20 protein-coding genes and 6 tRNA genes are annotated in these 23,212 nt (G+C 37.8%); 22 read left to right on the plus strand and 4 right to left on the minus strand.

Going from position 1 to position 23,212, the window contains the following annotated elements; genetic code table 11:
- Window position 1: 1 nt before the first annotated feature.
- From BMX40_RS19040 to rocF, 11 genes are all read left to right on the plus strand, one after another.
- Window positions 2-76: transfer RNA gene (locus BMX40_RS19040), tRNA-Glu, on the plus strand.
- Between the two features lie 4 nt (window positions 77-80).
- A tRNA-Val gene (locus tag BMX40_RS19045) sits at window positions 81-156 on the plus strand.
- A 155-nt stretch (window positions 157-311) separates the two neighbouring features.
- A tRNA-Thr gene (locus BMX40_RS19050) sits at window positions 312-387 on the plus strand.
- 51 nt (window positions 388-438) lie between these two features.
- Window positions 439-523, plus strand: a tRNA-Tyr gene (locus tag BMX40_RS19055).
- Window positions 524-529: 6 nt separating this feature from the next.
- A tRNA-Gln gene (locus BMX40_RS19060) sits at window positions 530-604 on the plus strand.
- Window positions 605-766: 162 nt separating this feature from the next.
- Window positions 767-842, plus strand: a tRNA-Lys gene (locus BMX40_RS19065).
- 201 nt (window positions 843-1,043) lie between these two features.
- Entirely contained in the window at window positions 1,044-2,333 is a 1,290-nt protein-coding gene (locus BMX40_RS19070; protein ID WP_090872931.1) for a hydroxymethylglutaryl-CoA reductase, degradative, read from the plus strand.
- A complete protein-coding gene (gene mvk / locus BMX40_RS19075) occupies window positions 2,330-3,292 on the plus strand; it encodes a mevalonate kinase (protein ID WP_090872933.1) in 963 nt (320 codons plus the stop codon). Before BMX40_RS19070 ends, mvk begins: the two co-directional genes overlap by 4 nt.
- Window positions 3,293-3,306: 14 nt before the next feature.
- On the plus strand, window positions 3,307-4,284 hold the full coding sequence (gene mvaD, locus BMX40_RS19080; protein ID WP_090872972.1) for a diphosphomevalonate decarboxylase: 978 nt from the start codon (window positions 3,307-3,309) through the stop codon (window positions 4,282-4,284).
- Between the two features lie 12 nt (window positions 4,285-4,296).
- Window positions 4,297-5,397, plus strand: coding sequence for a phosphomevalonate kinase (locus tag BMX40_RS19085; protein ID WP_090872935.1), 1,101 nt, complete (start codon window positions 4,297-4,299; stop codon window positions 5,395-5,397).
- A 189-nt stretch (window positions 5,398-5,586) separates the two neighbouring features.
- Entirely contained in the window at window positions 5,587-6,492 is a 906-nt protein-coding gene (rocF, locus tag BMX40_RS19090; RefSeq protein WP_090872937.1) for an arginase, read from the plus strand.
- 108 nt (window positions 6,493-6,600) lie between these two features.
- Here the strand turns inward: rocF and BMX40_RS19095 are convergent, their stop codons facing one another.
- Window positions 6,601-6,750, minus strand: a complete 150-nt coding sequence (locus BMX40_RS19095) for an aspartyl-phosphate phosphatase Spo0E family protein (protein WP_090872939.1) — start codon at window positions 6,748-6,750, stop codon at window positions 6,601-6,603.
- 207 nt (window positions 6,751-6,957) lie between these two features.
- Between BMX40_RS19095 and sigW the strand changes: the two genes are divergently transcribed.
- The 7 genes from sigW to glmS all read left to right on the plus strand — a co-directional run bounded on the left by sigW (window position 6,958) and on the right by glmS (window position 16,609).
- A complete protein-coding gene (gene sigW, locus BMX40_RS19100; RefSeq protein ID WP_090872941.1) occupies window positions 6,958-7,521 on the plus strand; it encodes an RNA polymerase sigma factor SigW in 564 nt (187 codons plus the stop codon).
- 13 nt (window positions 7,522-7,534) lie between these two features.
- On the plus strand, window positions 7,535-8,182 hold the full coding sequence (locus BMX40_RS19105) for a zf-HC2 domain-containing protein (RefSeq protein WP_090872943.1): 648 nt from the start codon (window positions 7,535-7,537) through the stop codon (window positions 8,180-8,182).
- 159 nt (window positions 8,183-8,341) lie between these two features.
- Entirely contained in the window at window positions 8,342-9,163 is an 822-nt protein-coding gene (gene cdaA, locus BMX40_RS19110; RefSeq protein ID WP_090872945.1) for a diadenylate cyclase CdaA, read from the plus strand.
- On the plus strand, window positions 9,156-10,391 hold the full coding sequence (locus BMX40_RS19115; protein ID WP_090872947.1) for a CdaR family protein: 1,236 nt from the start codon (window positions 9,156-9,158) through the stop codon (window positions 10,389-10,391). Before cdaA ends, BMX40_RS19115 begins: the two co-directional genes overlap by 8 nt.
- A gap of 51 nt (window positions 10,392-10,442) precedes the next feature.
- Window positions 10,443-11,789 (plus strand): phosphoglucosamine mutase, encoded by a 1,347-nt coding sequence (gene glmM / locus BMX40_RS19120; RefSeq protein WP_090872949.1) that lies wholly within the window; start codon window positions 10,443-10,445, stop codon window positions 11,787-11,789.
- A 738-nt stretch (window positions 11,790-12,527) separates the two neighbouring features.
- Window positions 12,528-14,318 carry a S9 family peptidase gene (locus BMX40_RS19125; RefSeq protein WP_090872951.1) on the plus strand — a complete coding sequence of 597 codons (1,791 nt, stop codon included), beginning with the start codon at window positions 12,528-12,530 and terminating at the stop codon, window positions 14,316-14,318.
- A 488-nt stretch (window positions 14,319-14,806) separates the two neighbouring features.
- Window positions 14,807-16,609, plus strand: a complete 1,803-nt coding sequence (glmS, locus tag BMX40_RS19130) for a glutamine--fructose-6-phosphate transaminase (isomerizing) (RefSeq protein ID WP_090872953.1) — start codon at window positions 14,807-14,809, stop codon at window positions 16,607-16,609.
- A gap of 125 nt (window positions 16,610-16,734) precedes the next feature.
- Here glmS and BMX40_RS19135 read toward each other — a convergent pair whose 3' ends face one another.
- Both BMX40_RS19135 and BMX40_RS19140 read right to left on the minus strand, forming a co-directional pair.
- Window positions 16,735-17,301, minus strand: a complete 567-nt coding sequence (locus BMX40_RS19135; RefSeq protein ID WP_090872955.1) for an NADPH-dependent FMN reductase — start codon at window positions 17,299-17,301, stop codon at window positions 16,735-16,737.
- 12 nt (window positions 17,302-17,313) lie between these two features.
- Window positions 17,314-18,372, minus strand: coding sequence for an LLM class flavin-dependent oxidoreductase (locus tag BMX40_RS19140; protein WP_090872957.1), 1,059 nt, complete (start codon window positions 18,370-18,372; stop codon window positions 17,314-17,316).
- A 154-nt stretch (window positions 18,373-18,526) separates the two neighbouring features.
- Between BMX40_RS19140 and BMX40_RS19145 the strand changes: the two genes are divergently transcribed.
- Entirely contained in the window at window positions 18,527-18,874 is a 348-nt protein-coding gene (locus BMX40_RS19145; protein ID WP_090872961.1) for a winged helix-turn-helix transcriptional regulator, read from the plus strand.
- 41 nt (window positions 18,875-18,915) lie between these two features.
- Window positions 18,916-20,007 (plus strand): hypothetical protein, encoded by a 1,092-nt coding sequence (locus BMX40_RS19150; RefSeq protein ID WP_139177972.1) that lies wholly within the window; start codon window positions 18,916-18,918, stop codon window positions 20,005-20,007.
- Between the two features lie 50 nt (window positions 20,008-20,057).
- On the opposite strand, the gene BMX40_RS19155 is transcribed toward BMX40_RS19150, so the two are convergent.
- Window positions 20,058-20,270, minus strand: coding sequence for a hypothetical protein (locus BMX40_RS19155; RefSeq protein WP_090872965.1), 213 nt, complete (start codon window positions 20,268-20,270; stop codon window positions 20,058-20,060).
- Between the two features lie 261 nt (window positions 20,271-20,531).
- Between BMX40_RS19155 and BMX40_RS19160 the strand changes: the two genes are divergently transcribed.
- Window positions 20,532-20,834 (plus strand): phasin family protein, encoded by a 303-nt coding sequence (locus BMX40_RS19160; RefSeq protein WP_090872967.1) that lies wholly within the window; start codon window positions 20,532-20,534, stop codon window positions 20,832-20,834.
- A 131-nt stretch (window positions 20,835-20,965) separates the two neighbouring features.
- Window positions 20,966-22,561, plus strand: a complete 1,596-nt coding sequence (locus BMX40_RS19165; RefSeq protein ID WP_170840857.1) for an ABC1 kinase family protein — start codon at window positions 20,966-20,968, stop codon at window positions 22,559-22,561.
- Window positions 22,562-23,212: the final 651 nt, after the last annotated feature.

Consider the following 23,212-nt stretch of genomic DNA (forward strand, 5'->3'; position numbering starts at 1 on the left):
TGGCCCGTTGGTCAAGTGGTTAAGACACCGCCCTTTCACGGCGGTAACACGGGTTCGAATCCCGTACGGGTCACCAACATGGAGGATTAGCTCAGCTGGGAGAGCACCTGCCTTACAAGCAGGGGGTCGCAGGTTCGAGCCCTGCATCCTCCACCATTTTTGCCGGCCTAGCTCAATTGGTAGAGCAACGAGCGTTGCTTCCGCCGAGTAAACTACGAGTAACCCCGAAGCACCATGCTTCATTGAATTTGCTTGTAGATGTAGGGGTCTGGGGATAGTGGAATTCAGTATAGCAATAACTGTTAATAAATGCCGGCCTAGCTCAATTGGTAGAGCAACTGACTTGTAATCAGTAGGTTGGGGGTTCAAGTCCTCTGGCCGGCACCATTTTTTAAAAATGTATGTATAAAGAGTAAAACATTAGTTCATACTTAATACGGAGGGGTAGCGAAGTGGCTAAACGCGGCGGACTGTAAATCCGCTCCCTCAGGGTTCGGCAGTTCGAATCTGCCCCCCTCCACCATTTTGTTGGGCTATAGCCAAGCGGTAAGGCATCGGGTTTTGATCCCGTGATTCCCAGGTTCGAATCCTGGTAGCCCAGCCATTTTTTTTTGCCTAAAAATAGTTGTTAAATATTAACAGCTGAATTATTGGGCGGTTGAGTAATCAACGAGTAACCCCGAAGCACAATACACCCATGAATAAGCTAGCAGATGTAGGGGTCACTAACTAATAAGCACTATGCATAGTAAGAATACATAAAAATGAGCCATTAGCTCAGCTGGTAGAGCATCTGACTTTTAATCAGAGGGTCGGAGGTTCGAATCCTCCATGGCTCACCATATATAATAATAAAATATTAAAATATAGAACGTCGAAATAAAACAAGGTTTGTCAACTACTGACAACCTTGTTTTATTTGCATTTTGGGCATTTTTTTAACATAATAGATAGAGTAAATTAAGTATACTATAATGGTCTTGATACGATATAATTAAGTTAACTTTAAATTTTTTTAATAGAGATATAAAGGATGGTATAGTATGAGTTCTTCAAGAATACCTGGCTTTTATAATAAAAATGTGGAAGAGCGGAGAGAGTTATTAGCAAAACAGCACAAGATCTCTGATGAAGAATTAAATATATTAAATACAAAAGAAGCTTTACCAATTGGAACAGCAGATAAAATGATTGAAAATGTAATTGGGACTTTTCCTCTTCCTTTAGGATTAGGATTAAATTTCTTAATAAATGGGAAAGAGTATGTAGTACCGATGGCGATCGAGGAACCGTCAGTAGTCGCATCTGCGAGCTATATTGCAAAAATAGTCCGAGAGGCAGGTGGCTTCTCAACAGAATCTACAGATCGCGTTATGATCGGTCAAATCCAAGTGGTTGGTTGCTCAGATTTTCAAGCCGCAAAAGAAGTATTAATAAAAGAAAAGAAAAAGTTAGTTGATATAGCAAATGCTGCTCACCCAAGCATGAAAGCAAGAGGGGGAGGAGCGGAAGATATAGAAGTACGTATACTAAATGAAGAAGCAGCTTCAACATATGGGAAGATGCTTGTTTTACATGTATATATTAATACATGTGATGCAATGGGTGCTAATGTTATTAATACAATGGTAGAAGCACTAGCACCAACTGTTGAAGAACTTACGAATGGAAAAGTGTATTTACGAATATTATCCAACTATGCAGATCGTTGCTTAGCGAAAGCAACCTGTGTCATTCCACCAGAGTTACTTGAAAGTGACGGGTTTACTGGTGAAGAGGTTCGAGATGGAGTTGTGCATGCTTATGAATTTGCTGCATCTGATCCATATCGAGCCGTTACGCATAATAAAGGAATAATGAATGGAATTGATCCAATTGTAATTGCTACCGGAAATGATTGGCGGGCTGTTGAGGCGGGGGCACATGCTTATGCATCTCGCTTTGGCCATTATGGTTCGATGACAACTTGGGCTGTTGACGATGATGGGAATCTTGTAGGAGAGTTAGAACTCCCAATGTCAGTAGGAACTGTTGGGGGATCTATCGGAGTACATCCGATGTCAAAAGTGGCACATCGAATCATAAATGTTGATTCAGCGCAAGAATTAGCCCAGGTTGTTGTTGCTGTAGGATTGGCACAAAACTTAGGTGCTTTAAAGGCATTAGTGACAGATGGCATCCAAAAAGGGCATATGGCCTTACATTCACGCTCTGTTGCAATAGCAGCTGGAGCTACTGGGGAGATGATCGATATTATTGCTGAAAAATTAGTACAAGAAAAAGAAATCCGTGTTGGGAAAGCAAAAGAATTGGTGGAACAATATTCAAAATGAGTATAGAAAAAGTATCGACTACAGAAAAAACAGCTATAGGAATAGCTCATAGTAAGTTAATTCTAATTGGGGAACATGCAGTTGTACACGGGCAACCTGCTATCGCTATCCCTTTCCCACTAGTTGGGGTGGAATCAGTTATTGAACGAATATCAGGTCCAATTACCTTTGATAGTACGTTTTACCAAGGGCCAATGGATGCTGCTCCAATTACATTGGATGGAATTATAAATAGTATTGAAGCTACTTTAGACCACCTTCAATTACCCAAACGCAATTTATTGATACGTGTGAAATCATCGATTCCTCCAGGCAAAGGACTTGGTTCGAGTGCTTCTGTGGCAATTGCGATTATTCGCTCCTTATTTGCTTATGCGGAAGTTAGTTATACCGAGAAGGAACTTTTATATTTTGCGGATATCGCAGAAACATTCGCGCACGGATCACCAAGTGGAATCGATACATTGACCATTACTTCAGAGTCTCCAGTATGGTTTGAAAAAGAAAATCCAATTTCTTATATCAAACCGTCCTCCGATTTTCATTTTATTGTGGCTGATACTGGAAGAATAGGTGACACACGATCAGCCGTAGAGTCGGTTGCGCATTTGTTGAAAACCGCTCCAAGGAAAATTCATGCGAAGATAGAACGTATTGGTGAACTTACTCACCATGCTAAATATGCTTTAGAAAAGGCTGGAAGGAACTTCTTAGGTCAGGTATTAAATGAAGCACAAAAAGAGCTGGAATCGCTTGGAGTGAGCGATGCCGGACTAAATAAAATGATAAAATTTGCTCGCGAAGAAGGGGCAATAGGTGCTAAGTTAACAGGTGGTGGCAATGGTGGTTGTATCATTGCACTAGCCAAAAATGAAGTTCACTCAAGACAGCTAGCTGAGAAGCTAAAGAAATTCGGGGCACATGCTGTTTGGCCATTCGTATTAAGGAAGCAGGATTAGAAGAGGAGATTCAAATGAAAGCTACTGCAAAAGCACATACAAATATTGCTTTAATTAAATATTGGGGAAAACGAGATGAGAGCATTATACTACCTACCAACAACAGTCTTTCATTAACGTTAGATGGATTTTATACCCAAACGACAGTGGAATTTAAAGCCGAGCTAAAAGAGGATGTATTCTACCTGGATAACACGATCGTTACGGACGGACAATATAATCGGGTGACAAAGTTTCTTGACCTTATACGAGGGTATGCTCAAAAACACACATTGTTTGCTGAAATCCATTCGATAAATAAGGTACCAACAGCTGCTGGGTTTGCGTCATCCGCATCAGGATTCGCCGCACTAGCAGCTGCTGCTACAAAAGCACTTGACCTGAAGTTATCGGAGCATGAATTGTCTCGAATAACAAGGCAAGGTTCTGGTTCTGCATGCCGGTCTATATATGGGGGGTTTGCTGAATGGGAAAAGGGCATAAAGGAAGATGGTTCAGATTCCTATGCAATACCTATTGCTCCGAAAGATCATTGGGATATTCGAGTTGCAGCGGTTGTGTTATCTTCAAAAATGAAGAAGGTATCTAGTCGTGAAGGAATGAAACGAACCGTGGATACATCGCCGTTTTTCAAAAGCTGGGTGGATAGTATTCCAAGTGACTTAGATGCCATAAAACAGGGAATTAATGACCGCAATTTTGAGATGGTTGGTAAGATTGCAGAGGCAAATTGCTTAAAAATGCACGCAACAACATTGGGGGCTACCCCGCCTTTTACATATTGGCATGATACTACGGTGTCCGTAATGCAAACTGTAAAACAGTTGAGGGAGCATGGTGTTCCTGCGTATTTTACGATTGATGCGGGTCCGAATGTGAAGGTTCTTTATTTGCCTGAAAACGAAGAAAAAATAAAAAAAGCACTCCGTGAAATACCAGGTGTAACTGATGTCATTCTTAGTCGAGCTGGGCAAGGAGTGACCTACCTATAAGGGGGGAGCAATTTGCCAAACACAAAGTTGACGATAAAAGTTCCAGGGAAATTGATGATTGCAGGAGAATTTGCAGTTCTAGAACCCTATCAAAAGCTAGCTGTAATGGCTGTGGATCGATTTGTTTTTACAACCATTCAAAATAGTGAACAGAACTATTTATCATTAATGAACTTTCAAATGGACAAATTAAACTGGCGATATGATAGTATAAGGGAAAATGTCTTTATAGATACAGACGATAAACGAGTTGACTTTGTGGCTAATGCGATGTCTATTGCTTTAACATATTTGAAAGAATGTGGGATCTCTCCATCGAACTTTTCATTAACGATAAATAGTGAGTTGGATGAAGCAGGAGTTAAATATGGTCTTGGTTCGAGTGCCGCTGTTGTCACTTCTGCTATCGCTGCTATTTTAAACAAATATATGCCTGAGAATGTTTCCGAAGAGCTTATTTTTAAATTAGCAGCTATTACACACGCAACAACGCAAGGGAATGGTTCGGGAGCTGATGTTGCTGCCTCTAGTTATGGAGGAGTATTAGCGTATTCCTCGTTTCAGGCTGAATGGCTAAACCGTGAATTTCGTAATAGAGTATCGCTTAAGAATTTAATAGGAAGAGAGTGGAAATACTTATCTGTTCAACCATTGTTAATCCCTGAACAAGTGCATATTTGTGTAGGGTGGACAGGGAAGCCTGCTTCTACAAAAAAACTCGTAAATGAATTGCTAAAATTGAAAGTGGTAAATGCGATTGAATATGAGCTTTTTTTGAAGCGTAGTGAAGAAGCTGTTAACCTATTTTTAAATGGGATGAAAGAGACTGACACTTCTCTAATAATAGAAGGAATAAGGAGAAATCGTCGAGCTCTAGCAAAAGTCGGTAAGGAAGCTGATGTTGAGATTGAGACCCCGTTACTAACAAAGCTATGTGATATAGCCGAGTATTATAATGGGGCAGGGAAGCCCTCAGGTGCTGGTGGCGGGGATTGTGGAATTGCAATTATGCCCTCAGAGGAATCAGCAGATCGGGTGAAGAAGGCTTGGCAAAAAGCCGGAATTAAAGTTTTGGAATTAAATGTTCCTTCTAAAGGTGCAATATCTATATAATAGTTCAGTCAGATGATCATCCGAGATGGTCATCTGATTTTTTTTGCAGTTTTCTATGCTTTGTATATATATGCATTATTTTGTGCGGTTGAGTCGTTCCTATATTTTAGCTAGAATAAAGTAGATTGGTACCGTATACATAGGGCGATTTAATAGCGTATTCGGAATTATATTTGGAGGTGTAATGGAATGAATAAAAAGATTTCAATGATTGGAGTACCGATGGATTTAGGACAAAACCGTCGTGGTGTTGATATGGGTCCTAGCGCGATACGTTACGCAGGAGCCATTGAGAGGTTACAGGAGCTTAATTACGACATCCATGACTTGGGCGATATTTCCATTAATCGACCAGATCAAAAAATAAACTATAACGATGGAACGAATTTGAAAAATCTTCAACAAGTAATCGAGGCAAATGAAGAACTTGCTAAAATGGTAGACGAAGAAATAAATAAGAGTCGTTTTCCATTAATATTGGGTGGAGACCACAGTATTGCTATAGGTAGTCTAGCTGGTATTTCCAAGCATTATGAAAACCTTGGTGTAATTTGGTATGATGCCCATGGAGATCTCAACACAGGTGAAACATCCCCTTCTGGTAATATACATGGTATGCCGTTAGCGGTTAGTCTAGGAATAGGACATGAGAAATTAACGAATACATTTGGTTATGGTCAAAAAGTGAAACCAGAAAATATTGTGATTATAGGTGCGCGTTCACTTGACCCAGGTGAACGGGAGCTTATCCGAGAAAAGGGAATCAAGGTATTTACGATGCATGAGATAGACCGAAATGGCATGTCATATGTAATGGAACAGGCAATAAATTATTTGCAGAATCGTACAGATGGTGTACATCTTAGTCTAGATTTAGATGGACTGGATCCAACAGAAGCCCCTGGAGTAGGTACGCCGGTATTAGGTGGAATGACATATCGCGAAAGCCACTTAGCAATGGAAATGCTAGCTGATTCTGATATCTTAACTTCTGCCGAGTTTGTGGAAGTGAATCCAATTTTAGATGAGAAGAATAAGACAGCAAATATGGCAGTAGGTTTAATGGGGTCATTGTTTGGAGAAAAGTTAAAATAAAGGTTTAACTTTCGACATATTAGGGAAATAAAAAAGACAGTATCCTAAGAATTAAGATACTGTCTTTTTTACCCTATTAATATGTAATTTCATTGAAGTTAGATACAGTTATCCTACTTTTTTTTGGTACTCATTCAGTAGATCATCTAATCTTTTACTAGACTGGACAACTGCTTCAGAGGTTAAGCCATGTGAGATACTAAGTGCAATCATCTCTCTACGACATTTCTCAATTTTCTTTAGTAAGACATTCTCCACTTCCCATATCCTCCATCTTTATTGTATCCATTATCTAATAATATGTAAAAATACCCATTTTTGCAAGGTTAAAATATAAATTTTCTAACAAATCCATAAAATAGTAACATTTACCCATTTTGAAATAAAAAAACTTCCATTGTAATGAAACCTATTGTAGTATAGATTCGTAATATAAATACCGCATCATAGCGGAGGTACGAGAAAATGGATCTAATAATAAGAGATAAAATTAAACAGGTAAAAAAAGGGGACCAAACCGCCTATGAGGATGTAGTAATGTTCTTTCAGGATAAAATCTTTCAACATTGTTATCGAATGCTTGGGAATAAGCATGAGGCGGAAGATATTGCACAGGAGGCATTTATTCGAGCGTATGTAAATATCCATTCTTATGATGAGAATCGAAAGTTTTCAACATGGTTATATCGAATAGCTACAAATTTAACGATTGATCGTATTCGAAAACGAAAACCAGATTACTATCTTGATGCGGAAGTGAAAGGTACGGATGGATTAGATATGTATTCCCAATTAGCAACGAATGACAGGCTCCCGGAGGAAGAAGTTCAAGGAATGGAATTGCAAAATCAAATCGAAAGCGAGATTTTAAGTCTTCCACCTAAATACCGTAGTATAATTATGTTACGTTATTTGGAGGAGTTTTCCCTTCAGGAAATTAGTGACATCTTAGATATTCCACTTGGTACCGTTAAAACTAGAATCCATCGAGGAAGGGAAGCTTTACGTAAAAAGCTTCGCCACGTGTAAAGGGGTGATTCACTTGAATTGTGATAAAGAAGCGGTAAAATTAATGCACCAACATTTAGATGGAGACTTAACAAAAGAAGAAGAAATGCAGTTGAAAATTCATTTAGAAGGCTGCGATTCCTGTCAAAAGCATTTTCATGAATTGAAGCGATCCATCACATTACTAAAAAGTGTCGAACAAGTGAAGGCACCAGAAAATTTCACGAAAGATATTATGCAAAAACTTCCGACTGAAAAGAAGCAAGTTAAATATATGAGATGGTTTAAAATGCATCCTATAATTTCTGCAGCGGCAATCTTTTTTATCCTAATGTTTAGCGGTCTTTTTACTGCGTGGGAGCAAGATTCACAATTAACTGTCTCCAAGCAGGAAGGACTAATTATCGAAGGAGACACGGTAATTGTACCAGAAGGTGTTACCGTCAAAGACGATCTAGTTGTTAAAAACGGAAATCTAAAGATTGATGGTACTGTTGAAGGGGACGTAACGTTAATTAATGGAGAAATTATTGATGAGAAAGAAACAACCATAGATGGAGAAGTTTTGCTAGCTTCAGCTGGAGATATTAATGGGGAGTTTAAGGAAGTTGATCAACTATTTGACTGGATTTTATATCATCTGAATAATTTCTTTAAAAGCATCTTTTCATGGAGCGAATAAAAAACCTGGTTAATTGCCAGGTTTTTTGTTCAAGTTAAAAATATCAAGGTAATTATTCAATTACGGATTATCATGTTACAATGGATAATATGATATAATATATAGGGTTATTACTTAGAGACGGGAAGAATAAATACATGAATAAAAGGATGTGTGAACATGCTTGATGGGGGATTGAGTATATTAGACCTGTTAAAAATAGGTGTGGATATCGCTCTCATCTGGTATGTATTATATAAACTAATTATGCTAATAAGAGGTACTAAAGCGATTCAATTGCTTAAAGGCATAATCGTGATTCTCATCGTAAGAATTATTAGCATGGCACTGGGATTACAAACAATTGAATACATTACTAGAGAAGCTATTACATGGGGATTCCTAGTAATTGTAATCTTATTTCAACCAGAGCTTAGGAGAGCACTTGAAACATTAGGAAGAGGAAATCTATTCTCTCGAAGTACTAAATCGGAAGAAGAAGAGCTAGAAAAAATGATCACAGATATCGTTCAATCTTGTAATTATATGGGAAAGCGTAGAATTGGAGCTTTGATTACGATTGAACGTGATACTGGAATAGCGGATTATGCTGAAACAGGAATTTCTATTAATGGTAAATTGACGCATCAGTTGCTTACTAACATTTTTACTCCAAATACTCCGTTGCACGATGGGGCGGTAATAATTAAGGGAAATGAAATTACTGCAGCTGCTTGTTACTTGCCATTATCAGAAAGTCCTTTTATCTCTAAAGAACTAGGTACGAGGCACCGTGCTGCAATGGGGATTAGTGAAGTAACCGATGCATTAACCATTGTCGTATCTGAAGAAACTGGTAGTGTATCGTGCACAAAAAATGGTGAGTTAAGAAGAGAATTAACCTTGGATGACTTACGAAATTATTTACGCGAGAATTTATCACCTAATTTAAGAACCCCTGAAAGAAAACCTTTCAAGCGAAGGGGGAAGACAAATGGATAAATGGTTTAAGAGTAAATGGTTTGTCCGAGGAATCTCGTTAGTTTTTGCAATCATGTTATATGTATTTGTGGCGATGGAAGAAGCAGATGACCCCGATAATGATTTAACTTTCTGGCCAATTAGTTCAAAGTCTGAAGTTGTAGAAAATATTCCTGTTGAAATAAGGATTAATAGTGAAAAATTTGTTGTAAGTGGTGTTCCAGAGTTTGTGGATGTGACTTTGGAAGGGACTAGTACGAGTGTATTAGAGACTACGATTAGACAACGTGATTTCAAAGTGTATGTCGATTTACAAGGGTTTGGTGAAGGTGAACATACTGTAGATCTGAGGCATGAAGATATACCGACTGAATTAGAAGCATCGATTGATCCAAGTAGTATCGAAGTAATAATTGAAGAGCGTAGTACGGAAGAGTTCAATGTACAGGTTGATTTTGTTAATGAAGACCAGCTTCCAGAGGGGTATGAACTTGGTGAAATAGAAGTAAACCCTGGAACTGTAACGATAACTAGTTCTAAAAGCGTAATTGAGGAAATTCGTATTGTTAAAGTATATATTGATGTTGCTGGCTTAACGGAACCCGTTGAGGAACTGGAATTACCAGTAAATGTATATGATAGTCAGGGTAATGAATTACGCGTTCGAGTAGAACCGGAGCAAGTCTCTGTATCAGCTGAGATCGATAATCCAAGTAAATCGGTTTCGGTTAGTGTTCCCACAACTGGAACACTACCGGAAGGATATTCATTAGTATCAATGGAGCCAAATGTTGAGGAAGTTACTGTGTTTGCAACAAGTGAAAGATTGGCTGATATAGAAGAGGTTGAAACAGAAGCTATTGATCTATCTGAACTGACAGAGTCTGGTGTGGTAAATGTTGCCTTTGACCTACCAGAAGGAGTGCACATTCCAAATAGGCAACAGGTTGAGATTGATGTCCAATTAGAACAAACGAGATCAATAGAAGCCATCTCGATAGAAACGGATAATCTTGGTGATGGACAAGCCGTTTCATTTTTGGATCCTGAGAGCCAGGACACAAGTATAACGATAACGGGAAATGAACAAGATGTTAGAGAATTGAGTGCAGAAGATTTTCGGGTTTCAGTTGATTTGGCGGGACTTTCCGAAGGGGAACATCGTGTTCCAATCACCATTGATGGTCCCGAAGGTATAACCATAGAAAGTGAAATTGAGGAAGTTTTGATAGAAATAGTTGAAGAATAACAACAAAAAAAGCTCTCATAATGGTTAAATGGATACGAAGGAGAGGTACTTATGGGTAAATATTTCGGAACAGACGGAGTTAGGGGTGTAGCGAATAAAGACCTTACTCCCGAATTAGCTTTTAAACTTGGCCGGTTTGGAGGTTATGTTTTAACGAAAGAGACTACTAGACCAAGGATATTAGTTGGCCGTGATACAAGAATCTCAGGTAATATGTTGGAAGGTGCATTAGTTGCTGGATTGTTATCCATTGGAGCAGAAGTAATGCAACTTGGTGTTATTTCTACTCCAGGAGTAGCTTATTTAACAAAAGCAACCAGTTCACAAGCGGGTGTAATGATCTCTGCTTCACATAATCCTGTAGAAGATAATGGAATAAAGTTTTTTGGACCAGATGGGTTCAAATTATTAGACGAGCAAGAAAAAGAAATTGAAGAATTAATGGATGGTGAAGATAACTTACCGCGCCCTGTAGGTGGAGATGTAGGGGTAGTAAATGACTTCTTTGAAGCAGGACAGAAATACCTTTCCTTCCTAAAAGGATCGATTGATAATGATTTTGAAGGCTTACAAATTGCTTTGGATTGTGCACATGGAGCAACCTCTAGCTTAGCAACTCATTTATTTGCAGACCTAGAAGCGGATTTATTCACGATTGGATCTTCACCAGATGGTTTGAATATAAATGATGGAGTTGGATCAACTCATCCAGAAGGGCTACAACAGTTAGTACTTGAGAAGGAAGCAGATATAGGTCTTGCTTTTGATGGAGATGGTGATCGTTTAATCGCTGTTGACGAAAAAGGTAATATTGTTGATGGGGATCAAATCATGTTTATCTGTGCCAAATATATGAATGAAAAAGGATTCTTGCGCCATAATACCGTTGTTTCAACTGTGATGAGTAATATCGGATTCTATAAGGCACTAGAGCAAAATGGAATGCGTAGTGATAAAACAGCAGTTGGTGATCGCTATGTAATGGAAGAGATGCGAAAAGGTGGCTATAATTTAGGGGGAGAGCAATCAGGGCATATTATTTTCCTAGACTATAGTACAACTGGTGATGGAATGCTGTCCGCGCTTCAGCTTGTTAATGTTATGAAAGAAACAGGAAAGCCATTATCTGAGCTTGCTAGTGAAATGACTATTTTCCCACAAGTACTGAAAAATGTTAAAGTGGTAGATAAGCAAAAAGCGTTAACTGACTCACGAATTCTAAATGAAATAGATGCAGTTGAGCAACAGTTAGGTGATGAAGGTCGTGTCCTTGTACGTCCATCAGGAACAGAGCCTTTGGTTCGTGTTATGGTTGAAGCACCAACAAAAGAAGAATGTGAAAAGTACGTTGATCAAGTAGTACAGTTGATTGATGATTTATTAGGATTAAAAGAATAGTAAATGGAAATGAGATGCTCTCTGATTGAAAGAGGGCATCTTTTTTTCGGTTATTTTATTATTGTTGAAGCGGGGGAGATGTATTGTGCGACAATTAAACAATTGGTACTCTAGTATCCGGCTGATGGAGGAATCCTTAATCTTTCAGTGGAATAAAACAAGATACGTTTAGCCACGATGGGTTCAAATAGTGGAATGAGAATCCTTAGGCGGTATTTTGTCATATAACGGAACGACGATCCTCATCAAAATCGAAGTGGTTTCTCATTCCGCTATTTGGTCGAAATGATATGTCTGGAGCTTGGTTTTGGTCACTCATTCCTTTATTCACCTATTTCCAGCGCGAATTTCACTGATTTATGTCTAATAACGGAAAGAGGATCCTAATACTCCTTTGTTTTGGCGATATTTTATCATATAACGGAACGACGATCCTCATCTAAAATGAATGGAACCAATCTCCAAAATAAAGTTAAGTCATATTATATACATGGAACGCAACAAATAATGTGAGAAGAACTTTTAGGCATTCAGTATCCTCATTCTTAAGTTGGAAATAAAACCAGACCTAAGCCTATTATGGTATATTAAGTTGCAGAATATAATTAGTATATACCGTATAGATTTTAGTAATTTAAACTTTCTTACTATTAGTATATATGATTTTAAGATATACTATTATTATATGTTGAATTATTTAAATTTTACTAAAATCAAAAAAATAATAGGAGGCCAAAAATGATTAAGTTTCCAAAACCGACTGTTGAGCAGTTTTTCCGTACGTATGCAATAACGAATTTTTCCGTAAGTAGTGATGAAAATAGACTTGTATTCAGCTCCAATCTGAATGGTAAGATGAATTTATGGGCATTGGATTTACCAGATACATTTCCGTATTTGTTTGCTCATCACGATGAGTCAAATAGTTTTATTAAATTCGATCCTGACAATCGTTATGTAATAGCGGGATTTGATAAAGATGGGGATGAAAATCACCAAATTTATGCGATTCCAAGTGAAGGTGGACTTCCACAGCCATTGATCACTGGGGAGCCACAAGAGAAATATTTCTTGAGTCATTTGAGTGAAGATGGAAAGCGTATTTATTATATGACTTCCAAGGACAATCCGAGCTTTTTAAATGCGCGCGTACGTAACTTAGAGGATAACACAGATACTTTATTGAATGTCGGTGAGATTTCTCCAACAAACTTAGCAGCGGTTTCCGATAAAGAGGATGCATTTGTATTTTTACGATCCTTTGCTAATACATATGTCACTGGATTTGTAAAAATAGGTGATGATACGTTTAGTTTAACACCTGACCCAGAGAAAGTTCATGTAACATTCGAACCGGTATTTGTTGATGAAAAAACGATTTATTTTGTAACGGATTATGAAAGTGAATATAGTTATGTTGCAAAATATGAACTAGAAACAAAGAAATTCACTCCTGTTTTAGAAATCGAGAATGAAAGCGTGGAATCGCTGAAATGGGATAAAGCCAATAAATTATTCTATTTAACAACTGAAAATGGTGTACAAGATGATCTGTATCGTTATGATCTAGAAGCGAACAAATTAGAAAAGTTAACGAAACCAGTTGATGTGATTGAAAAGCTTCAAGTTACGAAATCAGGTAATGTTTATCTTTTAGGTAGAAGCGCAACAATTCCACACAATATTTTCAAAACGAGTGACGGTAAGGAATGGAATCAGTTAACCAATAATCGTGTGCTTGGTATAAGCCAAGAGGATATGGTGGAGCCAGAAGTTGTATCGTATAAATCTTTTGATGGGATGGAGATCGAGGCATTATTGTTTAAAGCTAAACCAGAGAATGATAATGGACATACAATTTTTTGGCCACATGGTGGTCCACAGGCCTCAGAGCGTAAATTTTTCCGCTCGATGTTCCAGTGCTTTTTAAATCGTGGATATACGATATTCGCACCTAACTTCCGTGGGTCTACAGGTTATGGTTCATCCTTTGTGAAGCTTGTAGAGCAAGATTGGGGAGAGGGACCTCGTCTTGATTGTGTTGCTGCGATAGAGTGGCTATTTGAAAATAATATCACCGATCGTGAGAAGTTATTCCTTGTTGGTGGAAGTTATGGTGGTTATATGGCTTTACTATTGCATGGTAGACATGCGGAATATTTTAAAGCAGTAGTCGATATATTTGGCCCATCTGACTTATTTACATTTGTAAATTCTGTTCCAGATCATTGGAAGCCTATTATGGATCGCTGGTTAGGGGACCCAGAGCGTGATAAGGAACGTTTTGTAAAGGATTCACCTGTTACTTACTTAGATGGTATGGTGAAGCCGATGCTCGTTATCCAAGGGGCAAAGGATCCACGTGTTGTTAAAGAAGAGTCTGATCAGATTGTTGAAAAACTAAAAAATGAGGGCCGTGACGTAGAGTATTTACTATTAGAGGATGAGGGTCATGGGTTCTCTAAAAAAGAAAATGAAATTAATGTTTATAACCGTATGTTAGAGTTTTTGGAGAAGCATCAAGGGTAACAATTTCAATAGAGGCGCATGGAGCATTCCATGTGCCTCTTACATCATAAAATAACCGTGAGAACATTATTTTGTTTTGAGCATACAATAAAAACATCACCCACAAAAAAAGATTGACCGATACATTGTAGATCGGTTAAAATATGGTGAACCCTAAACAGAATTTACCATTGTAAAGGGTGAAATTTTAGTTAAGGATAGAAAGGAGCATCGTGTGTTTTTTGTTTAAAAGCGCCAGGACTATTTTCCGTTCGGAAGAGAAAATAGTTGACGAGGAAGAAGGTTATCGAAGTTATCGGCGGGTGCCTTCCGATTGTACATCTCAATCGTTGGCTTTTTTCACTAAAACAATGAGGTAACTCGTTGCACAAAGGGAAAAAGCAAGATGTATCATACAATCACGAGAAAGGGGCAACATTCTGAGCCCCTATTCTACCATGAATATGAAGGTCGTTCGTTGCCCCCTTCTATAGAGGAGGAACAGCGATATGTGCGGAATTGTAGGCTATATCGGTCAAAATGATACAAAAGAAATTTTATTAAATGGATTAGAAAAATTAGAATATCGTGGATATGATTCAGCTGGGATAGCAATGTTAAATGAACATGGCTTAAATCTTTTTAAGGTCAAAGGACGTATTGCAACACTAAAGGAAAATGTTGATCAAGATGTTCATGCAACAATGGGGATTGGTCATACTCGTTGGGCAACACATGGAGAACCAAGTGAAAGTAATGCCCACCCTCACAAAAGTACATCTGAAAGATTTACGCTAGTTCATAATGGAGTTATTGAAAATTACCAAGACTTAAAGAGAGAGTATTTAGAAGGTATTAACTTTGTAAGTGAGACAGACACGGAGGTAATTGTTCAGCTTATTGAGAAGTTCTATGATAAGCATCAAGATACAGCTGAAGCTTTTCGTCAGGTGATGGGTCTTTTAAAAGGATCTTATGCAATTGCTTTGATTGATCAGGAAGACCAAGACACATTATATGTAGCAAAAAATAAAAGTCCGTTACTAGTTGGATTAGGTGATGGATTTAATGTAGTTGCTAGTGATGCCATGGCTACGCTAAAGGTTACCGATCAATATCTGGAAATTTATGATCAGGAAATCGTATTAGTCAGTCGTAACTTTGTAGAGGTTCAGAAGTTAGACGGAGCTGTTGTGGAACGGAAACCATATACTGCTCAAATTGATGCGAGTGATATTGAAAAGGGTACGTACCCACACTTTATGTTGAAAGAAATTGATGAGCAGCCAATTGTGATGCGTAAAATTATGAAGGAATATCAAAATGATAACAATGATTTAAAGCTTGATGCTACGATTCGTCAAGCGATGAAAGCTGCTGACCGTATTTATATAATTGCAGCTGGAACGAGTTATCACGCTGGCTTAGTAGGTAAAGAGTTTATTGAAAAACTAGCAAAAATCCCAGTTGAAGTTCATGTTGCAAGTGAATTTTCTTATAATATGCCATTACTATCTGAAAAACCACTATTTGTGTTTATTTCTCAAAGTGGAGAAACCGCAGATAGCCGCGCAGTTTTAGTTAAAATAAAGGAAATGGGACATCCGGCACTAACGATTACAAATGTGCCAGGATCTACTCTTTCTCGTGAAGCAGATTATACACTGCATTTACATGCAGGTCCTGAAATTGCAGTAGCATCGACAAAAGCATATACAGCGCAAATAGCTGTTTTAGCTATATTAGCAGTTGATACCGCTCGAGCTAAAGGGATTGAACTAGATTTTGATCCAATGCAAGAGTTGGCTATTGTTGCGAATGCAATGGAAGTATTAACAGCACAGAAAGAAACCATCGAACAAATAACTAGAAATTATCTAGCAACAACACGTAATGCATTCTTTATCGGACGTAGTACAGATTTCAATGTATCATTAGAAGGTGCATTAAAATTAAAAGAAATTTCCTATATCCAGGCGGAAGGATTTGCCGGAGGGGAATTGAAGCACGGTACGATTGCCTTGATTGAAAAAGGTACACCAGTTATCGCTTTAGCAACACAGGAAAATGTGAACTATTCCATTCGAGGTAATGTGCAGGAAGTAGTTGCTCGTGGGGCAAATGCAATGGTAATTAGTATGAAAGGCCTTGAACAAGATGATGATGCATTTGTATTACCGCAAGTGCATGAATTACTAACACCACTTGTAAGTGTTGTTCCTTTACAGTTATTAGCTTATTACGCTGCATTACATCGAGACTGTGATGTGGATAAACCAAGGAACTTAGCGAAGAGTGTAACGGTAGAATAATATTGATAATAGAAGTTTAAATATAAAACTCCTCGTATGGCAATCATTGCTGTACGGGGAGTTTTATATTGATATAGAATTCAAGCTTCTTGTCTAAATATAAATGACATTATTTCCTGAGTGCACTAAAATCCATACTCTTCTTCTTTAGCCTCACGAATTTTTGCGTAAGTCTCGGTGAGTACCGCGGTGTCTTCGACTAAGCGGTCAATTCGTAACTTCACATCATCATTTGTAATTTCCTTGCGATAGAAATCTCTTTCTTCGATAAATACGTATGTTTGAACAATTTGTGCTTTCATATAAGCTAAGATAGGCTTTAGTTGTTGTTCGGCAATCAAGTAATGTTTTGCAGAGCCAGCCGTAACAATGATGCTAACAACTTTATCTAAAAAAGCTTTTTCTGGAAGTAAGTCAAATATGTTTTTTAATGTAGCAGGAATAGAAGCTTGGAATATAGGAGTACCAATTACAATAGCATCTGCTTCCATAAGTGTTTGTGTTACATATTTGGTGTCTCCCTCGTAATCCAAATAATTACGACCATCACTAAACTGCACTTCATATTCTGCTAGGTCAATTAAAGTAACCTCAGCATCTGGATAATTATCAGAAAAGGTTTTTACGGTATAATCCATTGCCGTTTTCGTTTTGGAGCCAACAATGGAACCAGATAGTGCAACGATTTTCATGTTGATTTCCCCCTATTTTTTTGCCGTATATTTTTTAATGGCTGGTAAAATTTCTGTGCCGATAATTTCAATATTTTTTGCTACTTTTTCAAACGGCATTCCACCAAAATCAATCTGTGCAATATAACGTTGGTGTCCGTATTGCTCATGCTGATAAAGGATCTTCTCAATGATTTCTTGTGGAGTCCCTATATTCATGACATTGTGAGGATCGACGCCTTGAGCAAAGTGCTGTTTAGGAAAGCCGCGTCCATTCGTTCGTTTCATCCCTTCATTAATATGAGGGTACATGTCTCTTAATGCTTGTTGAGATGATTCAGCAGCATAGAAAAATCCTGCAGTTGCTACAGGTAATTCATCCGGATTATGCCCACCTTGTTGTGCTGCCTCGCGGTATGCATCAATTGTTCGTTTAAAAACAGAAACAGGTCCACCTAAATGGGCCATGAACATTGGAACGCCCGCATAACCAGCTTTTATTGCGCTTGCGGGTGTTCCACCGACTGCGCGCCAAATTGGTAAGAATCCATTTTTCGGGCGTGGTAATACTTTTGCATCTTTTAAGGGAGCACGGTAATGGCCACTCCAATTAACCACTTCTTCTTCATTTATTTTGCGGAGGAGGTCAAATTTTTCCTCGAAAAGCTCTTCATAGTCACGAATATCATACCCTAATAAATCGAACAGACCAACTCTAGATGCGCGTCCAGCAACAATTTCCGCACGACCATTCGAAATTAAATCAATGGTAGCGAAGTTCTCATATACACGTACGGGGTCCGAGGTACTAATAATTGTTGATGAACTAGCAATTTTAATATTTTTGGTAGCTTGTGCAATTGCGGAGAGAACAACAGCATGTGCTTGCGTTGCAAAGAATTCTTGATGGCTTTCTCCAACACTAAAAAAATCAATCCCTGCTTGATCAGCAAGTTTGGCTAGTTCAATGATCTCATTGATGCGTTGCTCAGCTGAAATACGGTCACCTGTGGTTGGATCGGGTAAATGGTCACCTAAAGTATAAAGGCCAAATTCTAATCCTTTTTTAGGGTCGATACGGTAATTTTCCATCTATATACTCAACCTTTCTTTATCATTATCTTCATTATATTTACTTGCTTCTAAAGAACTACTCTCCATGTTATTATAGATGATATCAATATCAATTATAAGTACGCACTTTAAAGTGTTATAGTATACAAAATGATACTATTGGGAGGTTAACATGAAAATAGAACCTGAATTATGTCGTGTAGAAGATGCACTAGGGATATTAGTAGGAAAATGGAAGCCGATTATTTTATTGCATTTATTAAAAGAAGGCACGCAGCGGTTTAGTGAACTCAAAAGAAGCTTGCCTGGAATCACACAAAAGATGCTTACGAAACAATTAAGAGAATTAGAAGATGAGGATATAATTGAGCGAGTTGTATATCCACAGGTACCCCCAAAAGTAGAATACTCTATTACCGACTATGGTAAAAGCTTGCAGCCTATTTTAGAGGCAATGCATGAATGGGGTAAAAAACATACACTGCATAAAAGGAATAAAAATAAACAACAAAGTTCGTAACAATAAATGTTCGACAAATTTTTGGGGGTGACAGGCACCAAATGGGTATATTTATAGGAAGGAATCGGTTGGTTGGTAGCGTGCAGGGATCGTTTTTGGTGGTTGGAGATGTGCTTTGTGACTGTTTACCAGATGATACGTATATTATTGGAAAACCGAACCTTGGTGAGACGATACCTGATTATATCATTCTTTCTCCAGCTTTCGGATTTCGGATAATTGAAGTGAAAGATATACATATTAATAATATTGAGTACATACACCCAAACGGGATGATCAAGGTGAAAGAAGAATTGATAAATCCATTTGGAAAGGTAAAGTCACATGCGGTTGCATGGAAAAATTACCTTCTAACCCATCATCGCGATATTGGATTGGGTGACCCTATTCGATATATAGGTTATGCAGTAGTTCATAAAGGTTTTACAAAGCTAGAGTTTGAATATGAATTTGGAAAAAAGCTCAGTAACTGGATTCCAGGAGATTTGGATAGCTATTATAAGTACCATTATTGTATTGATGAAATAGATAAAGGTTTTGATAAAATTCTAGCAAGATCAACAAGGTTTAAGAGTTATCCATTAAAGGAATTTCAAATAAAAGCTATACTTGATCATTTAATGTCCGACAACGTAACTTCAAATAGAGTTGTAGAAGCGAAAGCAGATGATGCTGAAGAGGATAATCAAGTAACCGAAACAAATAATACGCAGGGAAAATCTAATCGTAGCATGTTGAGTTGGCTAAAAAACGATATGGATAAAAAAGGGCTAATTGTATTTTTACTTGCAGCAATACTTATTAGTATCGTTTTTGCTATAACTAAGTTTTCAGGGAATATGCACTTTGGACAAACGAGTAAAGCCGAAACCGTAAGTAGTTTGGAAGTAAGTGAAAAACATAGCGATGAACGTGTTATTTTACCAGCAACCATTGAACAAATTGAATTTGATTCAGTGTCAGGTAATACATATTTAGTATTAACGGATGGAGACGGCTATTTAGAAGCGGTTATTCGTAACGAAACCTCCATTGATTTAGAGAAAGGAGAGTCTTATACATTTGAAGGATTTGTTCAGACCTCTACAGATAATGAATCAGGGTGGGAATTAAATATCGTACGTGTAGACTAATAAAGGAAAAAACTCTGATGTGTACTTAATTTACATCAGAGTTTTTCTTTTTAGGAATTGTTATACGTTTGGGAGATTTCTTTTTCTGCAATTACTTCATTGGCTGCCTCTAATTCTTTGTGTTCATTTACCGATTCACCTGTCATTTTATTCATTGAATCTAATGGGTAGTTTTCTTTTATGCCACCATGTACTTGGAATTCCCCATCTTGGTTAGCTTGTGTAGGCATCGTAAACGATTCTTTTTTGCTTTGCTTTTTCATTTTCTCACCTCAATTATAGGATTTGTTTTAGCGATGATCTTATGCTGAAATTTTGAGGGATAACAGCATTGCATTCGGAATAGAATAGTTGAAGGTGTTATAATAATAAGTAAAGAATCTTATAAGAAATCGTGTTGTTTTACAAGTAAGAAAGGGGAAGTCATCACGCTTACCGAGTTCTCATGTGGAGCCTTCTTGCTCGCAAAGAACGCAACAAAATTGGTGGGGATAGTTATTAAGAATGAAAAGGAGAGGACCCAAATGAAAAGTACATTCAAAAAAGGATTAGCTTTAGGCTTAGGATTAGCACTTACTACAAAGGAACAGGCTAGTAAAGTAGTTGATGAATTAGTCGAAAAAGGGGAATTAAGTAAACAAGAGTCAAAAGAGTTCTTTAATGAATTGCTTGAAAAGGGAAAAGAGACACAGAAGGAATTGGATCAAAAAATGAATGAAAAATTAAATCATTTATTAAATGAACTGGATTTACCTACAAAGGAAGAAGTACAGGAATTAAAGGAAAGGATTGCGGAATTAGAGAGTCAGCTCAAAAAAGAAGACTAATACGTATGTACAAGAAAAAGGCCCTATCATGAAGGGAGGGGATTTGGATCTTTGAGAAACAAATTCGCCATTTACAACGTTATCGTGATATCGTTATCGCATTCTCTCGTAATGGTTTTGGCTATATAGCCATGGAATTAGGACTACCAGATCTATTATCACTACCAAAACGTATATTTATGAAAGGACAAAAGGAAAGTCGGGTCAAAACAACCGGGGAAAGGCTACGTTTGTTTATGGAAGAGCTCGGACCTACGTTTATCAAGTTAGGTCAATTTGCAAGTACACGGTCGGATGTATTGTCCAAGGATATTATAATTGAGTTGGAAAAATTACAAGATCATGTTCCGCCATTTCCCTCCCAAGAAGCTAGAGATATTCTTCAGAAAGAGTTGGGTCATTCGATTGAAGAAGTTTTTTCTGACTTTCACGAAACCCCCTTAGCAGCAGCGTCTATTGGACAAGTACATTATGCTGTATTAAAATCTGGTGATCCAGTAGCTATTAAAATTCAACGCCCGAACATAGTTGCGAAAATTAAGACAGATTTGGAAATATTAAAGGATTTGGCATTACTAGCTGAGAAGCGCTTGGAATGGGCTTCGAGGTACCAAATCTTAGATATGATTGAGGAGTTTTCGAACTCACTAGTAGCGGAGTTGAATTACACAATTGAAGGACGTAGTATCGAGAGAATAGATACCAAATTTAATCATGATGAAACAATTTATATCCCGAAAGTGTATTGGGAGTATTCAACTCAAAAAGTCTTAACAATGGAGTTTATAAATGGGACGAAGCTCCATGATAAAGAACAGCTCAAACATAAAGGCTTAAACCCAACCTTACTGGCAAAACGTGTTGTTAATTCAATGTTTCAACAAATTTTTATTGATGGATTTTTCCATGGTGATCCACATCCAGGAAATTTATTGGCACTACCAGATGAAAGGATTGTCTTTATAGATTTTGGACTAACCGGAAGAGTTTCTTCTACCATGAAGAATGACTTGTCTTTGTTTGTGATTGCTCTTATGCAGGAAAATACGGACGGAATGATTAAGGCGATCCATCGAATGGGCATGGTACCTGAAGATGTAAACATGCAAGAGTTGAGACGGGATGTTGATCGGTTACGTGACAAATACTATGATGTTCCGCTGAGCGAAGTTAGCCTGGGGGAATCCGTTCACGATTTATTTTCTGTAGCCTATCATCATCAGATTCAAATTCCTTCTGATTTGACACTACTTGGGAAAACATTACTCTCTATTGAAGGCATGGTAGAAAAGCTCGATCCAGAATTAAGTATTATAAAGCTAGCGGAGCCATATGGACGTCAACTCTTAAAAGCAAGGTATCATCCGAAGAATGTTGCTAGGCATGTTATCAACGATATAACCGAGTTTGGAGATATGCTCTCTGGATTACCTGACACCGTACAAGATTTAAAATCAGTAATAAAAAAAGGGAAAGTGCGACTAGAAATCTCTATTCCTAAATTAGATGAGTCCTTAAAGAAACTTGATCGAATTAGTAATCGGTTATCGTTTAGTATTGTATTACTATCCTTTAGCATTATTATGACAGGGCTGATTATCGGCTCTGCACTAGTTAGCCAATCGACTCCTTTATGGGACATACCTGTAATCGAAATTGGCTTTATCATTGCCATTTTAATGTTTTTATGGATATTGTTTGCCATATTCCGATCGGGGAGATTTTAAGTGGGTAAGGTCATCGCGGATGACTTTACTCACTTATTTTAATTTAAGATAGAGAGTCTGGAATAACAAAAAAAGTTTTAATCTAAGGGGAATATCTCTTAGCGGAATTTGTTTGGATTTTTCTTTTGAAGCGTTGCTGCGCATGATGGATATAATGCGACGTAACATTTTGTTTCGAATTTCCATACTTATGGATGTAGTTTTAGAATACCCGCTACGGCAGAACGCTTCGCTTTCCGTGGATTGCCTAAGCCTATATATAAAGGAATGAGGAACCACTTCGTTATTGATGTGGATCGTGGTTCCGCTAAATCACAAAAATACCGCCCAAACTAGGTGTATGAGGATCCTCGTTCCTCTATTAGCCATAAATCAGTGTAAATTATACTAAATATAGGTGAATAAAGGAATGAGGATCCAAAACTATGCTCCAAATGAATGATATCGCCATTTAGCGGAATGAGGAACCACTTCGTTATTGATGAGGATCGAGGTTCCGCTAAATCACAAAAATACCGCCCAAACTAGGTGTATGAGGATCCTCATTCCTCTATCAGCCATAAATCAGTGTAAATTTTACTAAATATAGGTGAATAAAGGAACCACTTCGTTATTGATGAGGATCGTGGTTCCGCTAAATCACAAAAATAC

It is taken from the genome of Oceanobacillus limi (genome assembly GCF_900111445.1).
Classification (GTDB): Bacteria; Bacillota; Bacilli; order Bacillales; family Amphibacillaceae; genus Ornithinibacillus; species Ornithinibacillus limi.

Excerpts from the sequence above, each read along its gene's own strand:
- cdaA (WP_090872945.1), top strand. The coding sequence starts at position 8,342 with ATGCTTGATGGGGGATTGAGTATATTAGACCTGTTAAAAATAGGTGTG.
- BMX40_RS19155 (WP_090872965.1), bottom strand. The coding sequence starts at position 20,270 with ATGAAAAAGCAAAGCAAAAAAGAATCGTTTACGATGCCTACACAAGCT.
- BMX40_RS19150 (WP_139177972.1), top strand. The coding sequence starts at position 18,916 with ATGGGTATATTTATAGGAAGGAATCGGTTGGTTGGTAGCGTGCAGGGA.
- BMX40_RS19145 (WP_090872961.1), top strand. The coding sequence starts at position 18,527 with ATGAAAATAGAACCTGAATTATGTCGTGTAGAAGATGCACTAGGGATA.
- BMX40_RS19125 (WP_090872951.1), top strand. The coding sequence starts at position 12,528 with ATGATTAAGTTTCCAAAACCGACTGTTGAGCAGTTTTTCCGTACGTAT.
- BMX40_RS19140 (WP_090872957.1), bottom strand. The coding sequence starts at position 18,372 with ATGGAAAATTACCGTATCGACCCTAAAAAAGGATTAGAATTTGGCCTT.
- BMX40_RS19165 (WP_170840857.1), top strand. The coding sequence starts at position 20,966 with ATGGAATTAGGACTACCAGATCTATTATCACTACCAAAACGTATATTT.
- BMX40_RS19070 (WP_090872931.1), top strand. The coding sequence starts at position 1,044 with ATGAGTTCTTCAAGAATACCTGGCTTTTATAATAAAAATGTGGAAGAG.
- rocF (WP_090872937.1), top strand. The coding sequence starts at position 5,587 with ATGAATAAAAAGATTTCAATGATTGGAGTACCGATGGATTTAGGACAA.
- mvk (WP_090872933.1), top strand. The coding sequence starts at position 2,330 with ATGAGTATAGAAAAAGTATCGACTACAGAAAAAACAGCTATAGGAATA.
- sigW (WP_090872941.1), top strand. The coding sequence starts at position 6,958 with ATGGATCTAATAATAAGAGATAAAATTAAACAGGTAAAAAAAGGGGAC.
- BMX40_RS19135 (WP_090872955.1), bottom strand. The coding sequence starts at position 17,301 with ATGAAAATCGTTGCACTATCTGGTTCCATTGTTGGCTCCAAAACGAAA.
- glmM (WP_090872949.1), top strand. The coding sequence starts at position 10,443 with ATGGGTAAATATTTCGGAACAGACGGAGTTAGGGGTGTAGCGAATAAA.
- BMX40_RS19115 (WP_090872947.1), top strand. The coding sequence starts at position 9,156 with ATGGATAAATGGTTTAAGAGTAAATGGTTTGTCCGAGGAATCTCGTTA.
- glmS (WP_090872953.1), top strand. The coding sequence starts at position 14,807 with ATGTGCGGAATTGTAGGCTATATCGGTCAAAATGATACAAAAGAAATT.
- BMX40_RS19160 (WP_090872967.1), top strand. The coding sequence starts at position 20,532 with ATGAAAAGTACATTCAAAAAAGGATTAGCTTTAGGCTTAGGATTAGCA.
- mvaD (WP_090872972.1), top strand. The coding sequence starts at position 3,307 with ATGAAAGCTACTGCAAAAGCACATACAAATATTGCTTTAATTAAATAT.